This is a genomic window from Burkholderia pseudomultivorans (assembly GCF_001718415.1).
Lineage (GTDB): Bacteria > Pseudomonadota > Gammaproteobacteria > Burkholderiales > Burkholderiaceae > Burkholderia > Burkholderia pseudomultivorans_A.
The window spans coordinates 527958-551766 of sequence record NZ_CP013377.1 but is presented as its reverse complement, the minus strand read 5'-3'; the positions used below and the strand labels follow the sequence as shown (position 1 = coordinate 551766).

The 23809-nt window shown below is 69.6% G+C and carries 20 protein-coding genes; 9 read left to right on the top strand and 11 right to left on the bottom strand.

All coding sequences use genetic code 11. The features are described 5' to 3' along the window. Positions 1-30 precede the first annotated feature (30 nt). On the top strand, positions 31-924 hold the full coding sequence (locus WS57_RS02360) for a LysR family transcriptional regulator (RefSeq protein WP_069243693.1): 894 nt from the start codon (positions 31-33) through the stop codon (positions 922-924). A gap of 209 nt (positions 925-1133) precedes the next feature. Further along, on the top strand, positions 1134-2141 hold the full coding sequence (locus WS57_RS02355) for an aldo/keto reductase (RefSeq protein WP_069243692.1): 1008 nt from the start codon (positions 1134-1136) through the stop codon (positions 2139-2141). A gap of 153 nt (positions 2142-2294) precedes the next feature. Here WS57_RS02355 and WS57_RS02350 read toward each other — a convergent pair whose 3' ends face one another. Continuing rightward, on the bottom strand, positions 2295-2525 hold the full coding sequence (locus tag WS57_RS02350; protein WP_009688853.1) for a hypothetical protein: 231 nt from the start codon (positions 2523-2525) through the stop codon (positions 2295-2297). A gap of 210 nt (positions 2526-2735) precedes the next feature. Continuing rightward, positions 2736-3635, bottom strand: a complete 900-nt coding sequence (locus WS57_RS02345) for a hypothetical protein (RefSeq protein ID WP_009688852.1) — start codon at positions 3633-3635, stop codon at positions 2736-2738. A gap of 78 nt (positions 3636-3713) precedes the next feature. Between WS57_RS02345 and WS57_RS02340 the strand changes: the two genes are divergently transcribed. Next, positions 3714-4052 (top strand): helix-turn-helix domain-containing protein, encoded by a 339-nt coding sequence (locus tag WS57_RS02340; protein ID WP_009688851.1) that lies wholly within the window; start codon positions 3714-3716, stop codon positions 4050-4052. Positions 4053-4164: 112 nt separating this feature from the next. Here WS57_RS02340 and WS57_RS02335 read toward each other — a convergent pair whose 3' ends face one another. The 7 genes from WS57_RS02335 to WS57_RS02310 all read right to left on the bottom strand — a co-directional run bounded on the left by WS57_RS02335 (position 4165) and on the right by WS57_RS02310 (position 10619). Next, positions 4165-4968: a TonB family protein gene (locus WS57_RS02335; protein ID WP_167361714.1), complete on the bottom strand. Its 804-nt coding sequence runs from the start codon at positions 4966-4968 to the stop codon at positions 4165-4167. A 117-nt stretch (positions 4969-5085) separates the two neighbouring features. Next, complete coding sequence (gene pqqE, locus WS57_RS02330; protein ID WP_059479597.1) at positions 5086-6204, bottom strand: pyrroloquinoline quinone biosynthesis protein PqqE; 1119 nt, start codon at positions 6202-6204, stop codon at positions 5086-5088. 1 nt (position 6205) lies between these two features. Further along, positions 6206-6487: a pyrroloquinoline quinone biosynthesis peptide chaperone PqqD gene (gene pqqD, locus WS57_RS02325; protein ID WP_009692128.1), complete on the bottom strand. Its 282-nt coding sequence runs from the start codon at positions 6485-6487 to the stop codon at positions 6206-6208. After that, positions 6484-7203, bottom strand: a complete 720-nt coding sequence (pqqC, locus tag WS57_RS02320; protein ID WP_009692127.1) for a pyrroloquinoline-quinone synthase PqqC — start codon at positions 7201-7203, stop codon at positions 6484-6486. Before pqqC ends, pqqD begins: the two co-directional genes overlap by 4 nt. A 2-nt stretch (positions 7204-7205) precedes the next feature. Next, a complete protein-coding gene (pqqB, locus tag WS57_RS02315) occupies positions 7206-8129 on the bottom strand; it encodes a pyrroloquinoline quinone biosynthesis protein PqqB (protein ID WP_069243690.1) in 924 nt (307 codons plus the stop codon). Positions 8130-8192: 63 nt separating this feature from the next. Continuing rightward, the gene (gene pqqA / locus WS57_RS35325; RefSeq protein ID WP_006485436.1) at positions 8193-8267 is read right to left on the bottom strand and encodes a pyrroloquinoline quinone precursor peptide PqqA; all 75 of its coding nucleotides are present in this window, start codon (positions 8265-8267) and stop codon (positions 8193-8195) included. A gap of 333 nt (positions 8268-8600) precedes the next feature. Continuing rightward, complete coding sequence (locus WS57_RS02310; protein ID WP_069243689.1) at positions 8601-10619, bottom strand: sigma-54-dependent Fis family transcriptional regulator; 2019 nt, start codon at positions 10617-10619, stop codon at positions 8601-8603. A 287-nt stretch (positions 10620-10906) separates the two neighbouring features. Here WS57_RS02310 and WS57_RS02305 point away from each other — a divergent pair, with 287 nt between their 5' ends. Then, complete coding sequence (locus WS57_RS02305) at positions 10907-11872, top strand: alpha/beta fold hydrolase (protein ID WP_059515165.1); 966 nt, start codon at positions 10907-10909, stop codon at positions 11870-11872. Positions 11873-11924: 52 nt separating this feature from the next. Here WS57_RS02305 and WS57_RS02300 read toward each other — a convergent pair whose 3' ends face one another. Next, complete coding sequence (locus WS57_RS02300; RefSeq protein ID WP_069243688.1) at positions 11925-14267, bottom strand: TonB-dependent receptor; 2343 nt, start codon at positions 14265-14267, stop codon at positions 11925-11927. 396 nt (positions 14268-14663) lie between these two features. Between WS57_RS02300 and WS57_RS02295 the strand changes: the two genes are divergently transcribed. The 5 genes from WS57_RS02295 to WS57_RS02275 all read left to right on the top strand — a co-directional run bounded on the left by WS57_RS02295 (position 14664) and on the right by WS57_RS02275 (position 21328). Then, on the top strand, positions 14664-16391 hold the full coding sequence (locus WS57_RS02295; RefSeq protein ID WP_009687374.1) for a methanol/ethanol family PQQ-dependent dehydrogenase: 1728 nt from the start codon (positions 14664-14666) through the stop codon (positions 16389-16391). A 79-nt stretch (positions 16392-16470) separates the two neighbouring features. Further along, positions 16471-17733: a c-type cytochrome gene (locus tag WS57_RS02290; RefSeq protein ID WP_069243687.1), complete on the top strand. Its 1263-nt coding sequence runs from the start codon at positions 16471-16473 to the stop codon at positions 17731-17733. A gap of 69 nt (positions 17734-17802) precedes the next feature. Then, a complete protein-coding gene (locus WS57_RS02285; RefSeq protein WP_069244325.1) occupies positions 17803-18117 on the top strand; it encodes a high-potential iron-sulfur protein in 315 nt (104 codons plus the stop codon). Then, positions 18101-19810 carry a sigma-70 family RNA polymerase sigma factor gene (locus WS57_RS02280; RefSeq protein WP_081337574.1) on the top strand — a complete coding sequence of 570 codons (1710 nt, stop codon included), beginning with the start codon at positions 18101-18103 and terminating at the stop codon, positions 19808-19810. The genes WS57_RS02285 and WS57_RS02280 overlap by 17 nt, the downstream gene beginning before the upstream one ends. Before the next feature lie 447 nt (positions 19811-20257). Then, the gene (locus WS57_RS02275; protein ID WP_069243686.1) at positions 20258-21328 is read left to right on the top strand and encodes a porin; all 1071 of its coding nucleotides are present in this window, start codon (positions 20258-20260) and stop codon (positions 21326-21328) included. Between the two features lie 38 nt (positions 21329-21366). Here the strand turns inward: WS57_RS02275 and pbpC are convergent, their stop codons facing one another. Next, the gene (gene pbpC / locus WS57_RS02270) at positions 21367-23787 is read right to left on the bottom strand and encodes a penicillin-binding protein 1C (RefSeq protein ID WP_069243685.1); all 2421 of its coding nucleotides are present in this window, start codon (positions 23785-23787) and stop codon (positions 21367-21369) included. Positions 23788-23809 lie beyond the last annotated feature (22 nt).

Below are 23809 nucleotides of genomic sequence, written 5' to 3'. Positions count from 1 at the left end.
TGCGCAAGCTCCTACCATTCGACACGCTCCATGCCGCGCGACAATTTCGCGGACCTGCTTGCCTTCATCGCCGTTGCGCGCGAGCGCAGCTTCACGCGCGCGGCCGCCCGGCTCGGCGTATCGCAATCCGCGCTCAGTTACACGATCCGTGCACTCGAAACGCGCCTCGGCGTGCGGCTGCTCACGCGCACGACGCGCAGCGTGTCGCCGACCGAAGCCGGCGAGCGCCTGCTGCGCAACCTCGCGCCGCGCTTCGACGAAATCGAGGCCGAGCTGTCGGCCGTCGCCGAGCTGCGCGACAAGCCGGCCGGCACCGTGCGCATCAATGCGACCGACTACGTGATCCGCACGCTGCTGTGGCCGAAGCTGTCGCCGATGCTGCGCGACTATCCGGATCTGAAGGTCGAGTTCGTGACCGACTACGGGCTGTCCGACATCGTCGCAGAACGCTTCGACATCGGCGTGCGGCTCGGCGACCAGGTCGCGAAGGACATGATCGCCGTGCGCATCTCGCCCGACCTGAAGATGGCGATCGTCGGCGCGCCCGCGTACTTCGCGCAACGCGCACGGCCCGTCGTGCCGCGCGATCTCGTCGCGCACGACTGCATCAACCTGCGGCTGCCGACGCACGGCGCGCTGTATGCATGGGAACTCGCGAAAGACGGCGAGACGCTGCAGGTGCGCGTCGACGGGCAGGTCACGTTCAACGGCACCTACGAGATGCTCGACGCTGCGCTGGACGGCTATGGTCTCGCCTACGTGCCCGCCGATCTCGCGGCGCTGCATGTCGCCGCCGGCCGCCTCGACAGCGTGCTCGACGACTGGTGCCCGACCTTTCCCGGTCATCACCTGTACTACCCGAGCCGCCGGCAGTCGTCGCGCGCGCTCGCGCTGATCGTCGACGCGCTGCGCGAGCGCGCATGAGCGCCGTTTGATGAATCGGCGCGATAAGTGCATGCGAATTGTCGGGGATTATCGATAAGCGCCGAAACCGCTACGCTCTGCGGTGTTCCACTCCAGCCGGCCGGCGGGTTCCCGCAGCGGCGCACGCGCCGCGCGTCGCGCACGCGACCGCGCCCGGCCTGCCTTCCGATTCGAACCGACGCGGGCGCGCGCCCGCATGGAGCATGCACATGGATTACCGCTATCTCGGGCGCAGCGCGCTCAAGGTGTCGCCGCTGTGTCTCGGCGCAATGATGTTCGGCGGCGAGACCGACGAAGCAACGTCGACCCGCATCATCGACAAGGCCTTCGACCAGGGCGTCAATTTCATCGACACGGCCGACGTCTATCACGCCGGACGCTCGGAGGAGATCGTCGGCCGCGCAATCGCGCCGCATCGCGACAGCTGGGTCGTCGCGACCAAGTTCGGCTACCCGGCCGGCCCGGACGCCGGGCCGAACCGGCAAGGCCAGTCGCGCAAGTGGATCTGCCAGGCCGTCGATGCGAGCCTGAAGCGCCTCGGCACCGATTACATCGACATCCTCTATTTCCATCGCGCGGTGACCGACGCGCCGCTCGAGGAAGCGCTGCGCGCGGTGGGCGACCTGATCCGGCAAGGCAAGATCCGCTACTACGGGCTGTCGAACTTCCGCGGCTGGCGCATCGCCGAGATCGTGCGCATCGCCGATCAGCTCGGCATCGACCGGCCGGTCGCGAGCGAGCCGCTGTACAACCTCGTCGACCGCAGCGCCGAAGTCGAGCAGCTGCCGGCGGCAGCACACTACGGAATCGGCGTCGTGCCGTACAGCCCGCTCGCGCGCGGCGTGCTGACCGGCAAATACGCAACCGACGGGCAGCCGCCCGCCGATTCGCGCGCAGGCCGTGGCGACCGGCGCATTCAGCAGACGGAATGGCGGCCCGAATCGCTGCGGATCGCGCAGCAGGTCGCCGCGCATGCGGCCGCGCGCGGCACGACGTCGATCGCGTTCGCGCTGGCGTGGGTGCTGAACAATCGCGCGGTCAGCGCGGCGATCGCGGGGCCGCGCACCGAAGCGCACTGGGACAGCTATGTCGAGGCGCTCGCGCTCGAACTCGGCCCGGACGACGAACGCTTCGTCGACGCGCTGGTGCCGCCGGGGCATGCGTCGACGCACGGTTATACGGATCCGAACTATCCGGTCGAAGGCCGGAAGGTCTGACCGCGCGGCGCGCGCGGCGCGGCGCGGCGCGCGCGACCTTATCGCTCGCACGCAGTCGGGATCGACACAATGACATGCCGCGCGGCATCGCCCGGCAGGATGACGAAAGCGCGTCGATCGACGCGCCGGAGACGACAGCGGAAAGTGCGGGAATCAGAGGCTGCGCGCCGCGTCCGCGCTCACCACGCGGTCGAAGAATTCCTGCGCACGCGCCAGTTCGTCGAGCGCGCGATCGAGGCGCGACATCGCGCGTGCGTATTCGTCCGACGCGTGCTCGTCGTCGCGCTCGCCGCGCACCGCGCGAAACGCCTGATCGACGTTGCGCGTCGCTTCGACGAAGCGCTGCGCAGCCCGGGCTTCCCGCGAACAGATGTGACTCGGCATCGACACTTCTCCCTCAGGTTGCTTGAGTGAAGCAGGCCGACGCAGTGTGCGCGGTGCGCATGTCGGCGGCGTGAACGACAGGTTCCGCCGCCAGGCGACGCATCGGCCATCGTGCGGCGCGGCGCGCTTCGACCCGATTGTCCCTCTGCGCTCGCCGAACCGCTATCGCGAGATTGCAACAAATTCTTGCGCGCCGAACCGGCGCGCGCGTCATGCGCGCCCGATACGCGGATGCGCGATGCCGCCGAACGCCGCGGGCTCTCCCGGCGACAGGTCGAACAGATCGCCGGTCAGGCCGCGCGCATGCTCGGCCGCGGGACGGCTGCGCAAACGCGCGACATGCGCGGGCGCGACATACGCGGCCGCCGTTTCGATCGGCGGCACGTCGAACAGGTCGCGCGTGACGCCGCGCACCGCCTCGGTCGGCGACTTGCCGCGCAAGCGTGCGACCAGTTCGACGAAGCGGTCGAAATCGCCCGCGCGCGTCGCCTTGTTCACCTCCGCGAGATCGCGCGCCTTCAGCACGCACGGCTGCGCGAGCCGCACGAAATACGGCGCTTCTAGCTCGACCGACAGCGCGAGCGGATAGCTCTTGCCGGTCTGCTCCTTCGCGCGCCCGACGCAATCGACGACGGCCGCGCCCTGCGCGACGCCGAGCGGCTTGCCCGTGCTGACGCTGCGCAGGTGATCCGGATACACGCGCAACTGCGTGCCGACCGTCAGCGCGGTGGACGACGCGCATACCAGCGCGTAGTGCTGCTCGCGACGCCGGCCCGACGGCAGCCTCGCGCGGCTCGCGATGAACGTATGCGGCGGCAGCGGCCGCACCTGGCCGCTTGCGTCGATCCACGCATTCCACAGCAGCGCATCCTTGCGCTCGCCCGCCCGCGTGCGCGATGCGACCGGCGAGAACAGCGCGAGCAGCGAGCCGGTGCGATGCGCGGCGACCTGCGCGCTGTTGCCGAGCGGCTGGTTGATGCCCCACAGAAAACGACCGCCTCCGAGCCGGCGTTCCCATTCCTTGCGGAGCACGACGGTCGGCAGTTCCTCGCCGGACTCGGTACCGATCTTTGTCCAGCAGAACGTGGGAGGGAGGTGTTTCAGTGTCATCAACTTTCTCGGGATACAGCCTCGCCGGCGACAGCAAGCCCATTCAACAGCCGTAACTGTATAGGTATAATGCATCGCATGGAAGCCCCGGACCAAGATTTTCCCGTTCAAGACCTGTTACGCTGCTTGCTGGCGGATACGCGTTCGTCCAGCGAAATCGCGCGACTTTCCGGGGTCAGCCAGCCGACCGTGTCGCGCCTGCGGCTGTCGGACGGGCGTCGGCTGCGCCGCAGCGCGCCATTCAATAAGCTATGCACTTTCTATGGCGTCGAGATCGGTCCGTCGCGCCGCCGCTATAACGAACTGCTGCGCGACGCGATCGTCGACGCGTGGGACGGCTCCGACGAACACGGACGTGCGCTGCTGGTCGTGATTCAGGGCTTGAAGGATCTGCAGGCGAAGGCGGACGACGGGTGACGATGTCACTCCATCAGCGCAGCGACGTCCGGCCAGGCAACCGGGCGCGCGAGCGGAGCGCGCTGCGTTCTGCCGTGACCGATGCCGTCGGTCGTGATGGCAAGGTGTCCTGTCAATCGTCGAGATCGAACCTGACCGGCACGCGCGCACGCATCGGCGTCGGCACCCCGTTCTCGCGATACGGCGTGCAGCGGCTCGCCAGCACCGCGTCGCGCGCGGCCGCATCGAGGCGCGCGTAGCCGCTGCCGGCGGCGACATGCGCGGCGGCCACATGTCCGGCCGCATCGGTTTCCAGTTCGACGAGCACGGTGCCGTGCTCGCCCGCCCGCAGCGACTGCGGCGGGTAGTCGGGTTGCGTCAGCGCGCATTCGGGACGGGCGACGAAACGCGGCGCCGCCGGTGCGGGAGCCGTCTCGGGCGCCGGCCGGGAAGAGGATTGGGGTTGCGGTTGAACCTCCGCCGGCGCGTTCGGCGCGTCGGTCGCCGCATCGTTTCGCGCGACATGCTGGCGCACGTCCGGCGCGACCGGCCGCGACGGCGCGAGCCCGTGTGCATCACGCGCCGGCGATCGCGCGCGCGCAACCGGATGCGGCCGTATCGCCGATGACGCGACAGCGGACACGGGCCCGCTCGCAGGCTTCGCTCGCTGCATCGTGCGCGACGCCGTCATCGCGTCCGGCGCGGCCGCCGGGGCTGCGGTGGTCGGCACGATCAGCGTCGCCATCATGACGCGCGGCTGCACCGAAACGCGCCGCAGCGTCGTCGGCTGATGCGCGAGCAGCACGAACAGCGTTGCATGCAGCGCGCATACCGTCGCGACGACCGCCGCGATGCGCGCCGCACGCATACCGAAGCGCGTGCGGACCTCGCCGCTCGCCGATGCCGCGCCCGGCACGGCAAACGCGGTGGTACTCATCGTCACCTCCGTCCCGCGTCGATCCATGTGCGCGCGAACGCGCGGCTCGGCCGCCACGAAGCGCACGCCGCATCGCTCGTTCCGAGGTGCGTCGCTTGGCGCCGCGCGCATCGCCGGTCAACGCGCCAGCGAATTCTCCCGGCTGCGAAACACCAGCGGCTGCACATCGGTTCGCACGCGCTCGCGCGCGAACCGCACCGCCTGCTCGACCTGCCCGTGATGCGCGGATTTCGCGCACACCGGATCGGCCTCTGTCGGATCGCCGGCCAGCAGGTAGGCCTGGCAACGGCAGCCGCCGTGATCGACATGCCGCTCGTCGCAACTGCGGCATGGCTCGCGCATCCAGCCGTCGCCGCGAAACGCATTGAACGCGTCGCTGTCGTACCAGATCTCCCGCAGCGAAAGGTCGCGCACGTTCGGCAGCGCCAACCCCGGCAACCCGCGCGCGGCATGGCACGGCAACGCGGTGCCGTCCGGCGCGACGCCGAGGAACACCGATCCCCAGCCGTTCATGCAGGCCTTCGGCCGCTGCTCGAAATAGTCGGGCACGACGAACAGGATCCGGCAGCGCTCGCCGACCATCTTGCGATAGCGATTGACGGTGTCCTCCGCGTCGCGCAACTGTTCCGCGGTCGGCATCAGCTGGTCGCGGTTCAGCATCGCCCAGCCGTAGTACTGCGTGTTCGCGAGTTCCAGGTAATCCGCGCCGAGGTCGAGCGCCATCTCGATGATGCGGTCCACGTGCGCGAGGTTGTAGCGATGCAGCACGCAGTTCAGCACCATCGGATAGTCGTGCGCCTTGATGAGCCGCGCGACGCTGCGCTTCAGCTCGAAGGTGCGCGTGCTGGTCAGGAAATCGTTCAGCTCGCGCGTCGAGTCCTGCAGCGACAACTGGATATGGTCGAGCCCGGCGGCCTTGAGCCGTTCGATGCGCGCCGCATTCAGCCCGATGCCCGACGTGATCAGGTTCGTGTAGAAGCCGAGGCCGCGCGCATGTTCGACGAGCGTCTCGAGGTCGTCGCGCTGCAGCGGCTCGCCGCCCGAGAAGCCGATCTGCGCGGCGCCGAGCGCGCGCGCATCGCTGATGACGGTACGCCATGCGTCGGTATCGAGTTCCGCGCCGTGCTTCGCGAAATCGACCGGGTTGTAGCAGAACGCGCAGTGCAGCGGGCAGCGGTACGTGAGTTCCGCGAGCAGCCACAGCGGCGCCGATGGACGATCGAGGTCGGCCGTCATGTCAGTCGAGCCAGCCGCGCAGGCGTGCATGATCGAGGAACCGGTAGACGTCGGTCGCGAGGTCCGACTGGCTGAACAACTGCTCCAGCTCGCCGATGATGTCGTCCAGCTCGCGCGTGCCGTCGCAGCGCAGCAGGATCTCGCCCGCGCTCGGGTTGAGCTTGACCATTCCTTCCGGATAGAGGAGCACGTAGGCATCCTGGGCCGCCTCCCATTGCAGGCGGTACATGCCCCTCAGGCAGGGGCGCAGCGGCACGCCGCTGACGGCATCGATCGCGTTCATGCGGGATAGGCCTTTTCGACTGCGTCGAGGATCGACCACAGAATGTCGAGCTTGAATTGCAGGATGCCGAGCGCGCGCTGCTGCGCCTCGGGCGTCGTGAAGTGCTGCAGCGTGACGGCCAGCCCGTGCTCGACGTCGCGCTGCGCGAGCGGCACGCGGCTGCGGAAATAGTGCAGCCCGTCCGGCTCGATCCACGGATAGTGCGACGGCCAGCCCGCCAGCCGGTCGAGATGGATCTGCGGCGCGAACATCTCGGTCAGCGACGAGCACACGGCTTCCTGCCACGGCGCACGCCGCGCGAAATTGACGTATGCGTCGACCGCGAAACGCACGCCGGGCAGCACGTGTTCAAGCGACCACAGCGCGTCGCGATCGAGGCCGACCGCTTCAGCCAGCCGCACCCATGCCTCGATGCCGCCCGCGTTGTCGCCCTGCCCGTCGTGATCGATCAGCCGCTGGATCCAGCGCCGCCGCGTGTCGCGATCGGGGCAGTTCGACAGGATCGCCGCATCCTTGAGCGGAATGCTGATCTGGTAGTAGAAGCGGTTCGCGACCCAGCCGCGGATCTGCGCGGGCGAACACGCGCCGCTGTTGAGCCGCCGGTTGAACGGATGATGGATGTGGTAGCGCGACTCGAGCGCGCGCAGGCGCGCCTCGAACTCGGTCGCGGTCCAGGGCGTCGCGTGCAACGCCGCAGCGGGGATCGGTGCGTTCATCGTCATACCTGGAATTGCATGCCGTCGTGCGCGACGTCGATGCCGTGCGCGCGCAGCTGCGCGTGCTCGACGGAATGCGGGTCGAGAATCGGATTCGTGTTGTTGATGTGCGTGAGCACCTTGCGCGTCTGCGCGGGCAGCATATCGAGCCAGTCGATCATGCCGGGACGGCCGGCCTCCGCGCACTGCGCGAGATGGCCCATGTCCGCCGCGTGCTTCGCCGACAGCCCGAGGTCGATCATCTCGGTGCCGGTCCAGAACGTGCCGTCCACCAGCACGAGATCGGCGCGCTCCATCGCGGCGCGCACGTCGTCGGTGATCGCGGCGAGGCCCGGCGCATAGAACGCACGCCGGCCGCTCGCAAGGTCCTCGATCGACAGCGCGACGTTGTCGCCGGGCGCGGCCGATGCGCGCCGCGGCGAATACGGCGGCGCCTTGCTGTCGACCGGAATCGCGGTGAAGCGGATCCCGGGCGTCGCCGGCACCGCGAACGGCTCGCCGAGCGCGATCGGGTGCGCGTCGACGCCGCAGTAATGACCGAGCAGCGGCACCAGCGGCAGCCCGGTCGACAGGTCGTCGAGCACCGGCGCGCTCGCATACAGCGGCAGCGGCGTCGAACGCTCGCGCAGCATCAGCAGGCCGGTCACGTGATCGATCTGCGCATCGCACAGCACCACGGCGGCGATGCCGCTGTCGCGAATCGCGCGCGCGGGCTGCAGGTCCGGATCCGCGCGCAGCTGGGAAAGGATGTCGGGCGACGCGTTGACGAGGACCCAGTCGACGCCGTCGTCGCTGACCGCGATCGACGATTGCGTGCGCGGCAGCACATGGCCGCTGCCGCTGCGCGCGCGCCGGCAGTTCGCGCAGTTGCAGTTCCACTGCGGCAGGCCGCCGCCGGCCCCCGAGCCGAGTATCTTGATCTTCATGAGCGTCCGGTTCCGAGGCCGTCCGCGCCGCGTGTGCGGCACGAACGGCGTCTCGCGCGTCGATCAGCGGTTGGCGATGTACATCGTGATTTCGAAGCCGAAGCGCAGGTCGGTGTAAGACGGGGTCGTCCACTGCATGATGTGTCTCCTTGTTGAGTTGGTGAGTCGAGGAACCGCGCCAGTCGAGCGGTCGGTTCTTCTTCAGCAAGGAGCGTGCCGGTCGCGCATCCGGCGCATTGCGGCGCGGCGCAGGGCCGTCGCCCGGGCATCGGGACGGAATCCTTACGATCTGCCGACAGAACGCGGGCGCACGCGCCGCATCGCCCGGTCCGCATCGCGCGCGGCAGCCGTGACAGGTGTTGAATCATTGAACACCGGTGTTGCATCCTGACACACCGGCTGTGACAGAGGCCGGCCTGGCGAACCGACAAATACGGCGGTACGCGGCCGCGGATGCCGGCCCGTTGCGCGTCAGCTTTCGTCGCGCGCCAGCCGGCCCGGTTCGGCCGCCGGCATCTTCCGGTAGATCGTATTGCGCGACACGCCGAGCGCGCGCGCCGCCGCGGACACGTTGCCGCCGTGGCGGGCCAGCGCGGCCGCGATCGCCGACGCGGCGACATCCTGCAGGCGCGTATCGCCGAACGGGGCGGCGTCCGCCGCACCGGGCGCGGGCGCGGCCGCGGGCGCGTCGTGCGCGGGCTGCGCATCGACGTCGGGCAGGTCGTCGAAGAAGTCGTCGGGCAGGTGTTCGCGCCGGATCTCGCCGTCGTCGTCGACCATCGCCGCGGCCGTGCGCAGCAGGTTGCCGAGCTGCCGGAAGTTGCCGGGCCAGCTGCTGCGCACGAACAGCGCCATCACTTCCGGCGCGACGCTCAGCGGCCGGCCGGCGCCCGCGAAGGTTTCCCGCTGCAGCATCTTCTGCACGACGATCGCGAGATCCGTGCGGTCACGCAGCGGCGGCAGGCGCACCACGAGGCCGTTCAGCCGGTAGTACAGATCCTCGCGGAAGCGGTTCTGCGCAATCATCTCGCGCAGGTCGCGGTGCGTCGCGCAGATGATCGAGATGTCCACCGCGATCGTCTTGGTCGAGCCGAGCGGATTCACGAGGCGCTCCTGCAGCACGCGCAGCAGCCGCATCTGCAGCGGATACGGCATGTCGCCGATCTCGTCGAGGAACAGCGTGCCGCCGTTCGCCTGCAGCAGCTTGCCGATCGCGCCCTTGCGGCGCGCGCCGGTGAACGCGCCTTCCTCGTAGCCGAACAGCTCGGACTCGATCAGCGTCTCCGGAATCGATGCGCAGTTGACCGCGACGAACGGCCCGTCGCGCCGCGGCGAATCGTTGTGGATCGCCTGCGCGAGCAGTTCCTTGCCGGTGCCGGTCTCGCCGGTGATCAGGATCGGGATGTCCTTGCCGAGCACCTTGTGCACCTTCGCGATCACCGACGCGACCTGCGGATCGCCGGTGTCGAGGTAATTGAGCCGCGACAGGCCGGCCGCCGGCTGCTGCGCGGCCGGCGCCGTCGCGGCCGGCGCGCGTGCCGCCGGCGCGCCCGTGTCGTGCACGCCCGTCGGGCGGCTGCCCTCGGCCAGCGTCGCGCGCCGGAAATGCACGCGCGCGCAGACCACCGCGCCGTTGCAGAGATTCAGCGTCTGGTGCGGCGCGGTACTCATCCGCATCCGATCGATCAGCTGCGCGCTGGTGACGTCGAACAGCGACGACAGCGTATGCGCACGCAGCGCGGCAAGCGGCATCCCGAGCTGGAACTGCGCGCTGCGGTTCGCGGACAGGAAGCGGCCGTCGGCCGTAAACGCGACGATGCCTTCCATCAGCGTGCCGAGAAACTCCGGGCGGCCATGGAACGACACCTGCAGCGTCTCCTGAAAGGTCGTCGTAAACAGGTGATTCTCGATCATCTGCACCGACATCTTCGCGAGCGCCATCGTGTGCTGGTGGTAGCTGCGATGGTCGCCCGTCACGTCGAGCACGCCGATCGCGTCGCCGTACGGGTCGAGGATCGGCACGCTCGAACAGGTCAGGAAGCGGTTCGCGGCCAGGAAGTGCTGGTCGCCGTGGACGACCATCGGGCACAGCTCGGCGAGCGCGGTGCCGATCGCGTTGGTGCCCTGCCGGTTCTCCGCCCAGTTCGCGCCCGGCCGCAGCGCGACCTTCTCCGCGCGGCGCAGGAAGTCGTCGTCGCCGATCGAGTGCAGGATCAGCCCTTCGGCGTCGGTCAGCACGATCATGCTCTGCGTATTGACGATCTGCTCGTGCAGCGTCTCCATCACCGGCATCGCATGCACGCACAGCACGCGGTTCTGCTCGCGCTTCAGCACCAGGCCGGCGTTCGACAGCACATCGTAGTCGGGTCGCTCGGACACGCGCAGGCCGAACGTCTCGGAGCGCTCGTGGGCTTTCTGGATCGACGGCGGGGGCCAGCCAGCGGAAAGCGTTGCCTGTGATCCGGCCGCCTGATGTACGTCATCGCGCATTGTCTCCTCCGGGGGATCCTTCCGGTCATCTGCCGGACTCTTTGTCGTGATGGCAAGCAAACATCGGGCCATGGTTTTGCCATCGTGCAATACGCGTCGCACTGAAAGATAAATGCAAGAAACCGCGTGCGGTGCAGCGCGATGTCAGGGACCCGGCGCGCAGCCGCCGATGCCTCTCCCGATCTTCACGGCTGGCCCGATTCTGGCTTTGAGCAGGATCCAATCCGGTCGCCGCCCCGCGCGCACGGCCGGCCCACAGTTACGCCCTTTCCCCGCACGCCATCGACATGACGCCGCTTCCCGCTTCTCCCGTCCTCGCCTATCGGCGCCTGCGCCGCGACGCGCACTCGATCGCGTACGCGGTGGTCGGCGCTGCGAACGGTCACACGGTCGTCGTGCTGCACGGCGGGCCCGGCAGCGGCAGCCAGCCCGGCATCCTCGGCCTGTTCGACCTGACGCGCACGCGCGTCGTGCTCGTCGACCAGCGCGGCGCGGGCCGCTCGGCGCCGCGCGGCGGCACGCGCCACAACGACACCGCGCGGCTGATCGGCGATCTCGAAGCGATCCGCGAACGGCTCGGCATCGCGCGCTGGGGCGTCGTCGGCGGATCGTGGGGCGCGGCGCTGGCGCTCGCGTATGCCGGCGCCTGTCCCGATCGCGTGACCGGCGTCGTGCTGCGCGGGCTGTTCCTGACGTCCGCGCGCGAAGTGCGCGGGCTGTTCGTGCAGTCGCGCACGCGCGCGCCGCGCGAATGGCGACGCCTGTGCGACGCCGCCGGATGCCGGCGGCCCGCTCGCCTGCTGTGGTGCTGCGCACGACGCCTGCGGCGTGGCGCGAGCGCGGCCCGGCAGCGCGAAGTCGCGCTCGCGTGGCATGCGTACGAGAGCGCACTGCTCGCTTCTTCGTTCACGCGCCGCACGCGTGCGCGCGCGATCCGCTCGCGGCGAACCGTGAACCGGCTGATCGACAAGTACCGGATCCAGGCCCATTACCTGCAACACGACTGCTGGCTCGGCGAACGCCGGCTGCTCGCGCTGGCGCGCCGCGCCGCGGACGCCGGCGTGCCGCTGTTCGCCGCGCACGGCACGCGCGATCCCGTGTGCCCGGTCGACAACGTCGCGCGGCTGCGGCGCGCGGTGCGCGCCGCCCGCATCGAGCGCGTGCCGGCCGGCCATCTCGCCGGCGATCCACCGCTCGCGCGCAGCGTCGCGCGCGCACTCGCCGCGATGTTCGCCGCGCCCGCCGCCGCGTGATCGCGCCTCGACACAACGCGCAACGCCGGCGCGGCATGCGGCCGCGCCGCCGTCAGTCCCACGCATAACGCACGCCGACCCACGCGCCGCGCGGCGCCCCGGGTCCGACGAACTGCTCGTTGACCGGCTGCGCGCCATCGAACGTATGGTTCGGACCATTGAAGAAATTCTGGCCGAGCACGCCGAAGCTCGCGTAGCGCTTGTCGAACAGATTGGTCACGCTCGCGAACACCTCGAAGCGCTTCGTGATCCGGTAGCGCATGTCGAGATCGACGAGCAGATAGCCGGCGATCCGGCCGTTCGCGTCCTGGTTGTTCTCGTCGCCGCGCGCATAGACACCGCTGCGCCAGGTGGCGTTCATTCCGATGTCCCAGCTCGGCGTCGCCGCGTAGTCGAGCCGCAGCTTGACCGTATGCGCCGGAATGCCGGGGATGCGGTCGCCGGGTTTCACGGTCACGTTGCCGCTGGCGTCGGCAGCCGAGTTCGCCGGGCTGCGTTCGGTCCACGACGAGCGATAGGTCGCATCGACATAGCTGTACGAGAGCCCGACGCCGAGCGGCCCGAACTGCGTGCGGCCCGCCAGCTCGATGCCCTGGCGCCGCGTGTCGCCGACATTGCGGAAATAGCCCTGCGCGCTCGCCGGGTCGCTGATGAACGCGATATCGTCGGTCAGCGTCGTGCGGTACGCGGCGGCGCTCCACGTCGTAGCCGCGCCGATGCGGCCGCGCATGCCGGCCTCGAAGGTCTTCGAGATCACCGGCTTGAGCGCAGGATCGGCGACGAAGTCGTTCGGCAGCGAACACGGCGCGGCCGGGTCCGCGCACGCAAGCTCGATCGCGGTGGGCGCACGCATCCCCTCGTTGTAGGTCGCATACGCGGTGAAGCCGGGAACCGGATTCCAGTTCAGCCCGACCGCCGGATTGAAGCGCGAGAACGTGTGGTCGCCGTCGAGCAGCGGCTGCACGCCGCTCTCGTCGCCGATCTTCGAGCGCGAACGATCGTAGCGGCCCGACAGCGTCAGCGTCCAGTGCGGCGTGAGCGACAACGCATCGCTCACGTAAATGCCGAGGTTCGCATTGCGCGTGTTCGCGTCGGTCCGCGGCACGAAACCGCCGATGCCGACCGCCGCGCGCGTGTCGGTGAAGTAGGCGTCCTGCGACGACGCGACATAGCTCGAATTCGCGACATCGACGGCGACGCCCGAGACCAGCTGGTTCGACAGCCCGAACAGCTTGCCGAGCAGCGTCAGCTGCAGGCTGCCGCCGTAGCTGTCGGTGACGATCGTCGACTGCGCGTTGCTGCCCTGCAGCGTGTCGACGCCGCCGTCGTCGTCGACCGATCCATAGTCGGTGTTGTTGTTGCTGCTGGTATTGGTATTGCGCAGGTGCCGGTAATACAGGTTGCCGCTCAGCTCGACGTGATCGCTGAAGAAGTGGTCGCCCGACAGCGTCAGGTAGGCGGCGCTGTTGCGGTTCAGGTCGGGATACGTATACGCCTGCTTCCGGTTGTCGAGAAACGAGCGCGGGATCGTCTGGCTGCCGTACAGCGCGTTGTCCGCACCGCCCGCGGCGACCGACAGCGTGGTGTCGGCATCGGTATAGCGCAGCTTGCCGAACACCTGCCGCACGCGGCTTTCGTTGTGATCCGCCCACCCGCCGTCGTGCGCGACGTTCGCGGTCGCGTAATAGTCGAGGTTCGACCCGATCGTGCCGCCCTGCTCGACCGACCCGCCGACGCGGCCCCACGAGCCGCCCGACACCTCCGCCTCGCCGCCCGGGCTCGACTTGCCGTTCTTGGTCGTGATCGCGAGCGCGCCGCCGAGCGTATTGCGGCCGTATACCGGATTGGAGCCGGGAATCAGCTGCATCCGGTCGATCGCCTGCATCGGCAGGATGTCCCAGTTCACGACGTCGCCGAACGGCTCGTTGACGCGCACGCCGTCGACGAACACCGACAGGCCCTGCGGCGTGCCGAGCAGCGGCGACGCAGTGAAGCCGCGATAGTTGAGATCGGCCTGGTAGGGATTGCCCTGCGCATCCGAGATCGTCACGCTCTGCAGGTTCGCGGCAAAGTAGTCGGCCAGCGTCATCCGGTGCTGCGCGTCGAGCGCCGCTGCGCGCACGGTCTGCACGTTCGCCGGCACCTTCGACAGCGGCGTGCCGATGCCGAGCAGCGGCGTCGTGCCGACGACGACCACTGCCGGCAGCGTGACCGTCGCCGCCGCTTGCGGTGCGCCGCCCGCCGCCGCGTCGTCGCCCGCATGCTGCTGCGCGCGAACCGCGTCCGGCGCCAGGCCGAACAGCGCGATCGCGCCGAGCGCGGCGCCGACCCGGCGCGTGCGTCGACGCATCGGCGGCGGGCTGCGCCGTGCCGGTGTCTTTGGTCTCCTGATCATCGAGGTCTGTCTCCGTAATCGTTTTTTGCGTGCGACGTCGTGGCCGCACGACGCGGTCTTCCGCGCTCACGAACAGCGAGAAGCATGCCAGCGCAGCGCGCGTGCGCCGGCGCGCCGCATGCGCGACTGCGCCGGCCGTCGGCACATCACCTGTGATGTTTGGCAACACCTCGCACGCAACGGTGTACCGGAATGCAACACCTGCGCCGGCGATGCGCCACGCCGCCGGCGGCGCCCCACCGCACGCGACTCGGCGATGCGCCGCGTCGCGCGGCCTTTCCGACGCGATGGCATGCGACTTGCGTGAATGGCATCGCACTCGGCCCGGAATCCCCACCCGTGCCGGCGCGACGATGCGTTCGCGGCGGTGCGACCACAATGACTCAGGAGACAACCATGAAGAAACTCTCGGCTTCGACGAGCCGACTGGCAGCGATCGGCATCGCGACGGCAGCGGCCATCGCACTGAACCCCGGACTCGTCGCCGCGGCGGCCGACTATCCGGCCGTGACCTACCAGCGCTTGACCGATGCGCAGCGCGACCCGGGCTGGCTGACCTACTACCGCACCTACAACGGCCAGTCGCATTCGCCGCTCAAGCAGATCGACCCGTCGAACGTGAACCGCCTCACGCAGGCGTGGAGCTACAAGTTTCCTGCGGAGCTGAAGCAGGGTTTCGAAGCGACGCCGATCGTCAACGGCCGCTACCTGTTCGTGACGACGCCGAAGGACAACGTCTACGCGTTCGATGCGACGACCGGTGCGCAGCTGTGGAAATTCGAGCCGAAACTCGGCGCCGAATCGTTCAAGACCGCGTGTTGCGACGTCGTGAACCGCGGTGTCGCGCTGTACGGCAAGAATGTCTATGTCGCGATGCTCAGCGGCGAAGTGGTCGCGCTCGACGCGCAGACGGGTACGCTCGTCTGGAAGAAGCAGATGTTCGAGCCGGGCCTCGGCTACGCGTTTTCGCTCGCGCCGCTCGCACTCGACGGCGCGATCGTGGTCGGCAGTTCGGGCGGCGAGTACGGCGCGCGCGGCTTCATCGCCGCGCTGAGCCCGAACGACGGTGCGCTGTTGTGGAAGCGCTTCACGATCCCCGGCCAGGGCGAGAAGCATGCCGATACGTGGCCCGACGGCATGCAGGCGCACGGCGGCGCACCCGCCTGGCTGACCGGCACCTACGATGCCGCGACGCGCACGCTGTACTGGGGCGTCGGCAATCCGGGGCCGTGGCTCGCGGACCTGCGCCCCGGCGACAACCTGTACTCCGACTCGCTGCTCGCGCTGAACCCGAAGAACGGCGACCTGAAGTGGCACTACCAGTACACGAAGCACGACACCTGGGACTATGACGGCGTCAACACGCCGATCCTCGCGACGATTCAATACAAGGGCAAGTCGCGCGACGCGATCCTCCACGCGGACCGCAACGGCTACTTCCACGCGATCGACCGCGATACCGGCAAGCTGATCTACGCGGAGCCGTTCGTGAAGGCCACGTCGGTCACCGGCTATACGGAAGACGGCGCGCCGATCCAGGATCCCGCGAAATACCCGAAGGTCGGCACGACGATCGACACGTGCCCGAGCTTCCTCGGCGGCAAGAACTGGTGGTCGGTGTCCTACGATCCCGCGCGCCATCTGGCGATCGTGCCGTCGCTGCATGCGTGCATGAGCCTGTCCGGCAAGTCGGTGAACTACATGGAAGGGCTGCCGTATCTCGGCGAAGGCTTCGAGATCAAGCCCGAGCCCGGCAGCGAAGGCTACGGCGAGCTGCAGGCGATCGACGTGAACACCGGCAAGAAAGTGTGGAGCCACTGGAGCAAGCTGCCGTGGAACGGCGGCGTCGCGACGACGGCCAGCGGCCTCGCGTTCAGCGGCTCGCTCGACGGCCACCTGTACGCGTTCGACGTAGCGACCGGCAAGGTGCTGTGGGAAAGCCCGCAGCTCGCGAGCGGGATCATCGCGCAGCCGTCCGTGTTCGAGGTGGACGGCAAGGAATACGTCGCGGTCCTCGCCGGCTACGGCGGCGCCAACCCGATCTGGGGCGGCCCGATGGCCAAGGCGGCGGAAGACGTGCCGCGCGGCGGCACGCTGTACGTGTTCGCCCTCGACCACAGCTGAGCCTCGCCGCCCGGCCACCTCGCGCCCGCACCCGCCTCACGCGGGCGCCCCTCCCCGTTTTTGACCTGAGCGCACGATCATGAACACTCGACTCATTCCTCTCGCTGCGGCCTGCGCGCTCGCGGCCGGCGCGGCCCTGACGCCTGCGCCCGCCGCGGCCGCGGCCACGGTCCGCGTCTGCTCGCTGCCCGGCACGCCGACGGCCGCGCTCGACACCGCGGTCGCCCGCGAAGCGTTCCGCCTTGCGGGCATCGCGGCGACCTTCAGCACCCGCGGCATCGACGGCGGCGACGACGACGACGGCATCTCCGCGCACGAGCTCGTCAAGTCGCTCGACCGCCACTGCGACGTGATCGCGGGCTTCCCGCGCTCGGCGATCGCCGACGCGTCGGATACCACGCTGCTGTTCTCGCAGGGCTACCTGCGTTCCGGCTACGTCAGCGTCGCGCTGCGCCACGCTCGCACGGCGCCGGCCGGCAAGGAAGTCGTCGCGGCCACCTATGCGAGCCCCGCGCAGCTGATCGCGGTGCAGCAGCAGAACGTGCGCTTCGATCTCGAGAACACGTCCGAGCGCACCGTCGATGCGGTGGCGACCGGCCGCGCGCAGCGCGCGATCGTCTGGTATCCGGCGGTCGTCGCGTACCAGGCCGCGCATCCGAAACAGGCGTTCCGCATCGGGCCGACGTCGTCGCCGTACGCAGGCTGGCAGCTCGTGTTCGCGTTCGGCGCGCGCTCGGCCGAGCTGCAGCAGCGCGTCGACGCGGCCTTGTCGCGCATGAAGGACAACGGCCGTCTCGCCGCGCTGACCCGCAAGTGGACGCTGCCCGACAACGCCCAGGAAGCGCGCGACACGCATGCGGCGCCGCGCTTTCTCGACGGCGCGGTCGCGTCCGCCGGCCGGCTGCGCGCCGCCGTCGTCGCGGTGCGCGGCACGGCCGCCGCGGGCGGCTTCATCAAGGTAGCGGCCGGCACCGGCGGCGACGCGCCGGCATTCGATGCCGCGCAGGTTGCGCATGGCAAGCAGTTGTACGGCGACGCGTGCGCGAAATGCCACGGCGCGAACCTCGAAGGCAATACGGCGCCCGCGCTGAGCGGCCCGTCGTTCGCGCCGTTGTCCCACTCGCACCTGACGATCGGCGGCATCTTCGGCTACATGTCCACCAACATGCCCGCCGACCAGCCGGGCAAGATGAAGGACGAAGAGTATGCCGACCTGATGGCGTTCCTGCTGTCGTCGAACGGCTACCTGCCCGGCAAGGACAAGCTGACCGCCGATGCGGCGCGCGCATCGACGACGCCGCTCGTCGTCGGCCCCGCCGGTCACAAGGAAGCCAGCCAGTAAGCGGACGCGGCGCGCGCTTCAGCGTCGCGCCTCGTTCGATCGCCATTGTTCATTCATCAGGAAACCAAAGTGACTGTCCAGACTCGCAGAACCTTCATCGTCCGCACGATCGGCCTGTGCGCCACGCTCGCCGCCGCGCGCACCGCACTCGCCGCGCCGCCCGTCGTCGACGAAGCCGACGCCAGCGCCAAGACCCTCGGCTATCGCGCGAAGGCGTCGACCGTCGATGCCGCGCAATTCCCGAAGTACCAGCCCGGCCAGCGTTGCGCGAACTGCCGCTTCTACAGCGGCGGCGCGTCCGATGCGACCGGCACGTGCCCAATGTTCGCGGGCAAGCTCGTTGCCGCCGAAGGCTGGTGCAACGTGTATGCGAAGCGGGCCTGACCGCGCACGCGATCGGGCGGCGCACGAAGTCGGCCACGCGTGCGCACCGCTGGCCGCCGACGGCGGCCGGCACGGCGTGGCGCCCGGCCAGCACGTCGACGCACTGGCCGGCGCCGAGCGCGATGCGCCGGACGGCGCCGCGCCGCGCCTGCATGCGCTGATCGCGACCGGTCTCGCGCGCGGATTCGTGACGCGCGGCGACATCGTCGACGCGCTGCCCGACGAGGACGCCGACGACGCCGGCATCGCAGCCGCGGCTTCGACACTCGGCGAACTCGGCATTGCGGTGCACGACGCCGTCGACGCGCGTGGCGGCTGGGCGCTCGACCGCCATTTCTCGCCGGCCGCACGCTCGCCCGCGTGGCCCGACGGCGCGGGCGCCGTCGCCGCGCTCGACCTGCTCGCGCCGCGCACGACCGACCCGATGCGGCTCTACCTGCGCGAGATGGGCGCGACACCGCTCCTCGAGCGCGACGACGAGATCGATCTCGCACGGCAGCTCGAAGCGGGCCGCGCCGCGTGCATCGATGCGTTGAGCGGCGATCCGGCGGCGCTTGACGTGCTGTCGGCGATCCATCGGGACATCGTCGAGCGCCGCGCGCCCGCATCGGCCTACGTGACCGGCCTCGTCGATGCGGGCGATGCCCGGCCGCAGGCACCGGGCGCAGACGCGTACCTGGCCGAGCCGGACGACGACGCCAGCGACCGCGACTGTCCCGCAACGCGCAGCGCCGTGATCGAACGCCTCGCCGCCGTCGCCGCGCTGGCGGCCGCGATGCGCGACGCCGTGCGCACGCATGGCGCCGCATCGCCCGCGTATCTGTCGCTGTGCCGCGAATCCGCCACGCTGCTCGGCACGCTGCGCTTCTCCGCGCGGGCGGTCGAACGAATGCTGGCGCGTTCGCCGGACCTGCCGCCCGACACGATCGCGGCCCTCGACGCGCGCATCGAACGGATCGAACGCGCGACGCGCCCGGCGCGGACGAAGCTGGTCAAGTCGAACCTGCGCCTCGTCGTGTCGATCGCGAAGCGCTATCCCGATCGCGGACTGCCGTTGCCCGACCTGATCCAGGAAGGCAACATCGGCTTGCTGAAGGCCGTCGAGCGCTACGATCATCGCCGCGGCTTCAAGTTCTCGACCTATGCAACGTGGTGGATCCGGCAGGCGATCACGCATGCGCTCGCGGATCTCGGCCGGACGATTCGCGTGCCCGCGCATACGGTGGACGCCGTCAACAAGCTCGCGCGCATCGCCCGCGACCACGTGCAGCGTGCGGGCGTCGCCGCCACGCCTGCCGAGCTGGCCGACCGGATGGATCTGCCGCTTGCGAAGGTGCTCGACCTGATGGCGATCGTCAGGGAGCCGGTATCGACCGACGTGCCCGTGTCGCCGGATGGCGACATGACGTTCGGCGAGGTCGTGCCGGACCAGGCCACGCCGCTGCCGGAAGACGCGGCCGCGGCAACGCAGCTGCGCGCCGCGATGGCCGCCACGCTCGGCGGGCTGCCGGCGCGCGAGGCGACGGTGCTGCGCCTGCGCTACGGCATCGGCACGGCCGACGGTGTGTCGCTGCGCGACATCGGCCGGCAACTGAACCTGTCTGCCGAGCGCGTCCGGCAGATCGAGGCGTCGGCGCTCGAGCGCATTCGCGCATCCGGCGCGCTGCACGGCTTGCGCTCGTTCATGGCGTGACGCCGATCGACAGCGCGCGCGACGCCGCGCCTGTTGATCCCTGCAACAGCCGTTGATGCATTTCGGCGCACCGTCGCAATGAAACGCGTGCAGCCGGTGTGGTTCCGACCGACCTCGCACATCGCCTTTCTTCCGTGATCCTTACGATCACGAACACGTCCGTCGTCCCGCCCGGCTCATGCATGCGTCGCCACGGCCCGCCACCCGCGGCGCTTCCCGCGTCTCGACGGCCCGCGCGACCGATCGCACAAGCCGCGGCCGGAACGCTTTCGTCGCGCATCGACCAGCCGCGCGCCGCGACTGGCATGCAAGTTGCGTTTGATCGTCCCGCACCGGGTGACACCGTGCCGCCCCAACGGCACGGCATTCGGGCGGCGCACTCCCGGGGCGCTTCCCGATATTGATTAGCGATACGTAATACAACACTCAACAACACGGAGACAGACGATGAAGAGCAGGACACGGACGATCTGCGCGGCGCTGCTGGGCGCGGCCGCCAGCACGGGCGCCTTCGCGCAGAGCAGCGTGACGCTGTACGGCAACCTCGACACCGCGCTGCTGTACACGAGCAAGACGCTCGATTCGACCACCGGGCAGAATGCCGGCCATCAGTTCGCGATGACCGATACCGGCATGACGCCCACGACCTTCGGGCTGACGGGCACCGAGGATCTCGGCGGCGGCCTCAAGGCGATCTTCAAGCTCGAAAGCGGCTTCGCGGTCACCAACGGCGCGTTCAACCATTCGAACGGCAACTTCTTCGGCCGCCAGGCGTGGGTCGGACTCGACAGCGGGTACGGCCAGATCAAGGCCGGCCTGCAATTCTCGCCGTTCGTGCTCGCGGTGCTCGACTCCGACCCGCGCGGCTTCTCGCATTTCGGCAGCGGCCTGATCAACTATGTCGACAACGTGCTCGTCACCGGGCTGTTCAATGCGAATGCGGTGTCGTATACCAGCCCGACGATCGACGGGCTCACCGGCAGCGCGCTGTTCGCATTCGGCGGCAAGGCCGGCGACTTCCAGGCGGGCCGCCAGTATTCGGCAAGCCTCAAGTACGAGAACGGCGGCTTCATGCTCAATGCGGCGTTCTACGACGGCAACGGCGGCGGCACCGCAGCGACGCCGGTTCCCGGCACGGTCGCCTTCGTCGGCCGCACGATCGGCGCCGCGTACCGCTTCGGCCCCGTCACCGCGAAGGCCGCGTTCACGAGCTACAAGGTCGGCGGATCGTTCAGCAACAACGTCTATGGCGGCGGCCTCGACTATCAGGTGACGCCTGCGGTCGACGTCAACGGCGGCGTGTGGGTGACGAGCGATCGCAACGACACGCACAACCATTCGGTGCTCGCCGCGCTCGGCACGAGCTATGGCCTGTCGAAGGCGACCGCGCTGTATGCGCAGGTCGGGCTGGTGAACAACCACGGGGCGATGGATACGGGGCTCGGGATCAACAACGCGCTGTTCGGCGTCACGGGCACGACCGTCGGCGCGAACATCGGCATCCATCACATGTTCTGACCTGTGCGGGCGGGGCGCCACGGCTCGCCGCGGCGTCCTCACTGCTCCAGGCCGACCGCCAGCGGCCGCTGGTCGCTGCGGCCGTGGTCGTCGACCACCCGCACCGTGTAGCCGCCGGCCGTGTGCGGCTGCCAGAACAGCGCTTCGCCCGGCGCGCTGCGACCCACATACGCATCGTTGACGAACCAGTACAGCGTGTGCGCGCTCGCGTCGGCCGTCGCATTGAACGCGATGCGTGTATCGTCCGCGCTTTTCACGCGCATCGCATAGGTGCTGCCGCGCAGCGGCGACGTGATGCGCGGCGGATCGCCGTCGACCTGCCCCGCGTCGCGGCAGTCCGGATTCTGCGGCGGACGCCGGCGCGGGATGCCGGCCTGTACGAACACCTGCTGCAGATCCGACGGCCAGAACTCGAAGACTTCGGTATGCGTGCGCTTGCCGTCGTACGGCGGACACGCGGCGTTGCCGGTCGCGTCGTCGATCACGACCGGCCGGTGCACGGTGCTCACACGGATCGGCGACGTGCCGGGAATGAACCAGGTCCAGCCCTGCTGCGGACACCACTGGTTCGGCAGATCGCCGCTCGCCAGGCAGATCCGCACGCGCTTCAGGTTGGCCGGCACCGGGCGCGGCGGCTCGGCCAGCGTGCGCTCGGCGTTCAGTGCGTCGATCACCTGGAAGAACAGCGGTGCAGCCGCATCGACGCCGACGAAGGCCGTGTTGCTCGAATTGTCGAAGTTGCCGACCCACACGACGAGCACGTACGGGCCCACCACGCCGGCCGTCCATGCATCGCGGAACGACCATGACGTGCCGGTCTTCCAGTAGACGGGCACGCCCGACGGCTGCGCGCCGCTGGTCTCGTCGGGGCGCAAGTGCTGGCGCAGCATGTCCATCGTCATGTAGCTCGCCTCCGCGCTCAGCAGCCGGCGGCCCGGCGCCACCGGCTCGTCGTCGCGCAGCCGCAGCGGCCGGAACACGCCGCGATTCGCGAGCATCGCGTAAAGGCCCGCGAGATCCTGCATCGTGACCTCGCCACCGCCGAGCACGAGCGCGAGCCCGTAGTGCTGCGCGCTCGCGAGCCGGCGCACGCCGGCTTCCTGCAGGAACCGGTACAGATCGGGCGACTTGAGCTGCGACGCGACCCACACGGCCGGCACGTTACGGCTGCGGTTCAGCGCGTCGGTCGCGGTGATCGGCCCGAGGAAATGGCCGTCGAAGTTCTCCGGCGCATACGGGCCGAACGCGGTCGGCACGTCGCGCAGCACGGTTTGCGGATGCAGCACGCCCTGGTCGAAACCCAGCGCATAGATGAACGGCTTCAGCGTCGAGCCCGGCGAGCGCCGGGCGAGCGTGCCGTTCACCTGCCCGTCGATCGACCGGTCGAAGAAGTTCGCGGACCCGACCAGCGCCTTCACGCCCATGTCGCGCGTATCGACGAGCAGCGCCGCCGCGTTGCGCACGCCGCGCGTGTCGTTGCGCGCGACGTAGCGCGCGATCTGCCGTTCGAGCAGGTGCTGCAGGTCGAGGTCAAGTGTCGTTGCGAACGTGGCATTCGCCTCGTCGCCGTCGCCTGCATCGCCCGCTTCGCCCGAGCGCATGCGCCATGCGCGCCGCGCGGCGAGCGCCTGGTCGACCGCATGCGGCGCCTCGAACGGCAGCGCCGACAGCGGGCGCATCGCGAGCGGCAACGCGAACAGCGGTCGCAGCGACGCATCGCGCGGATGCACGCGCAACCAGCGCGCGTAAAGCCGGTTACGCGACAGGGCGAGCGCGCGGTTGATCGCCTCCTGCCCGCCGCGCACGCGCCGCGCCGGGTCCTGCGGAATCACCGCCAGCGCGAGCGCCTCGGGCAGCGTCAGCGCGTCGGGCATCTTGTCGAAATAGACGACGCTCGCGGTGCCCGCGCCTTCGACGTTGCGGCCGTACGGCGCATCGTTCAGATAGGCTTCGAGGATCTGCCGCTTCGAGTAGAAGAGTTCGAGCTGGATCGCGCGCGCGACCTGTTCGAGCTTGCCGAGCGGCGTGCGCGTGTTGATCCGCCAGAGCGAACGCGCGAGCTGCATCGTCAGCGTCGAGCCGCCCTGCGGGTTGCCGCCGCGCACGTACGTGACCCATGCGCCGCGTGCGAGCCCGTACGGATTGAAGCCCGGATGCCAGCGGAACCAGCGGTCCTCGTGCAGCATCACCGCGTCGACCAGCTGCGGCGACATCCGGTCGAGCGGCACCCACAGCCGGTAGCGGTCGTCCTTCGCGAGCGTGAGCCGCAGCAGCCGGCCGTCGGCGGCGACCACCGCGGTCGACGATGGCTTCCAGTCGCGCAGCGGCGGATGCGGCCACAGCCGGCATCCGGCCAGCACCGCGAACACGAGCAGTGCGCCGACGATCCAGTTCTGCCAGCGCTGCAGCCAGCGGCCCGCGCCGCGCAGCACGCGCCGCAACGCCGATGCGTCAGCCATGCACCGGCACTCCCGCGCGCCC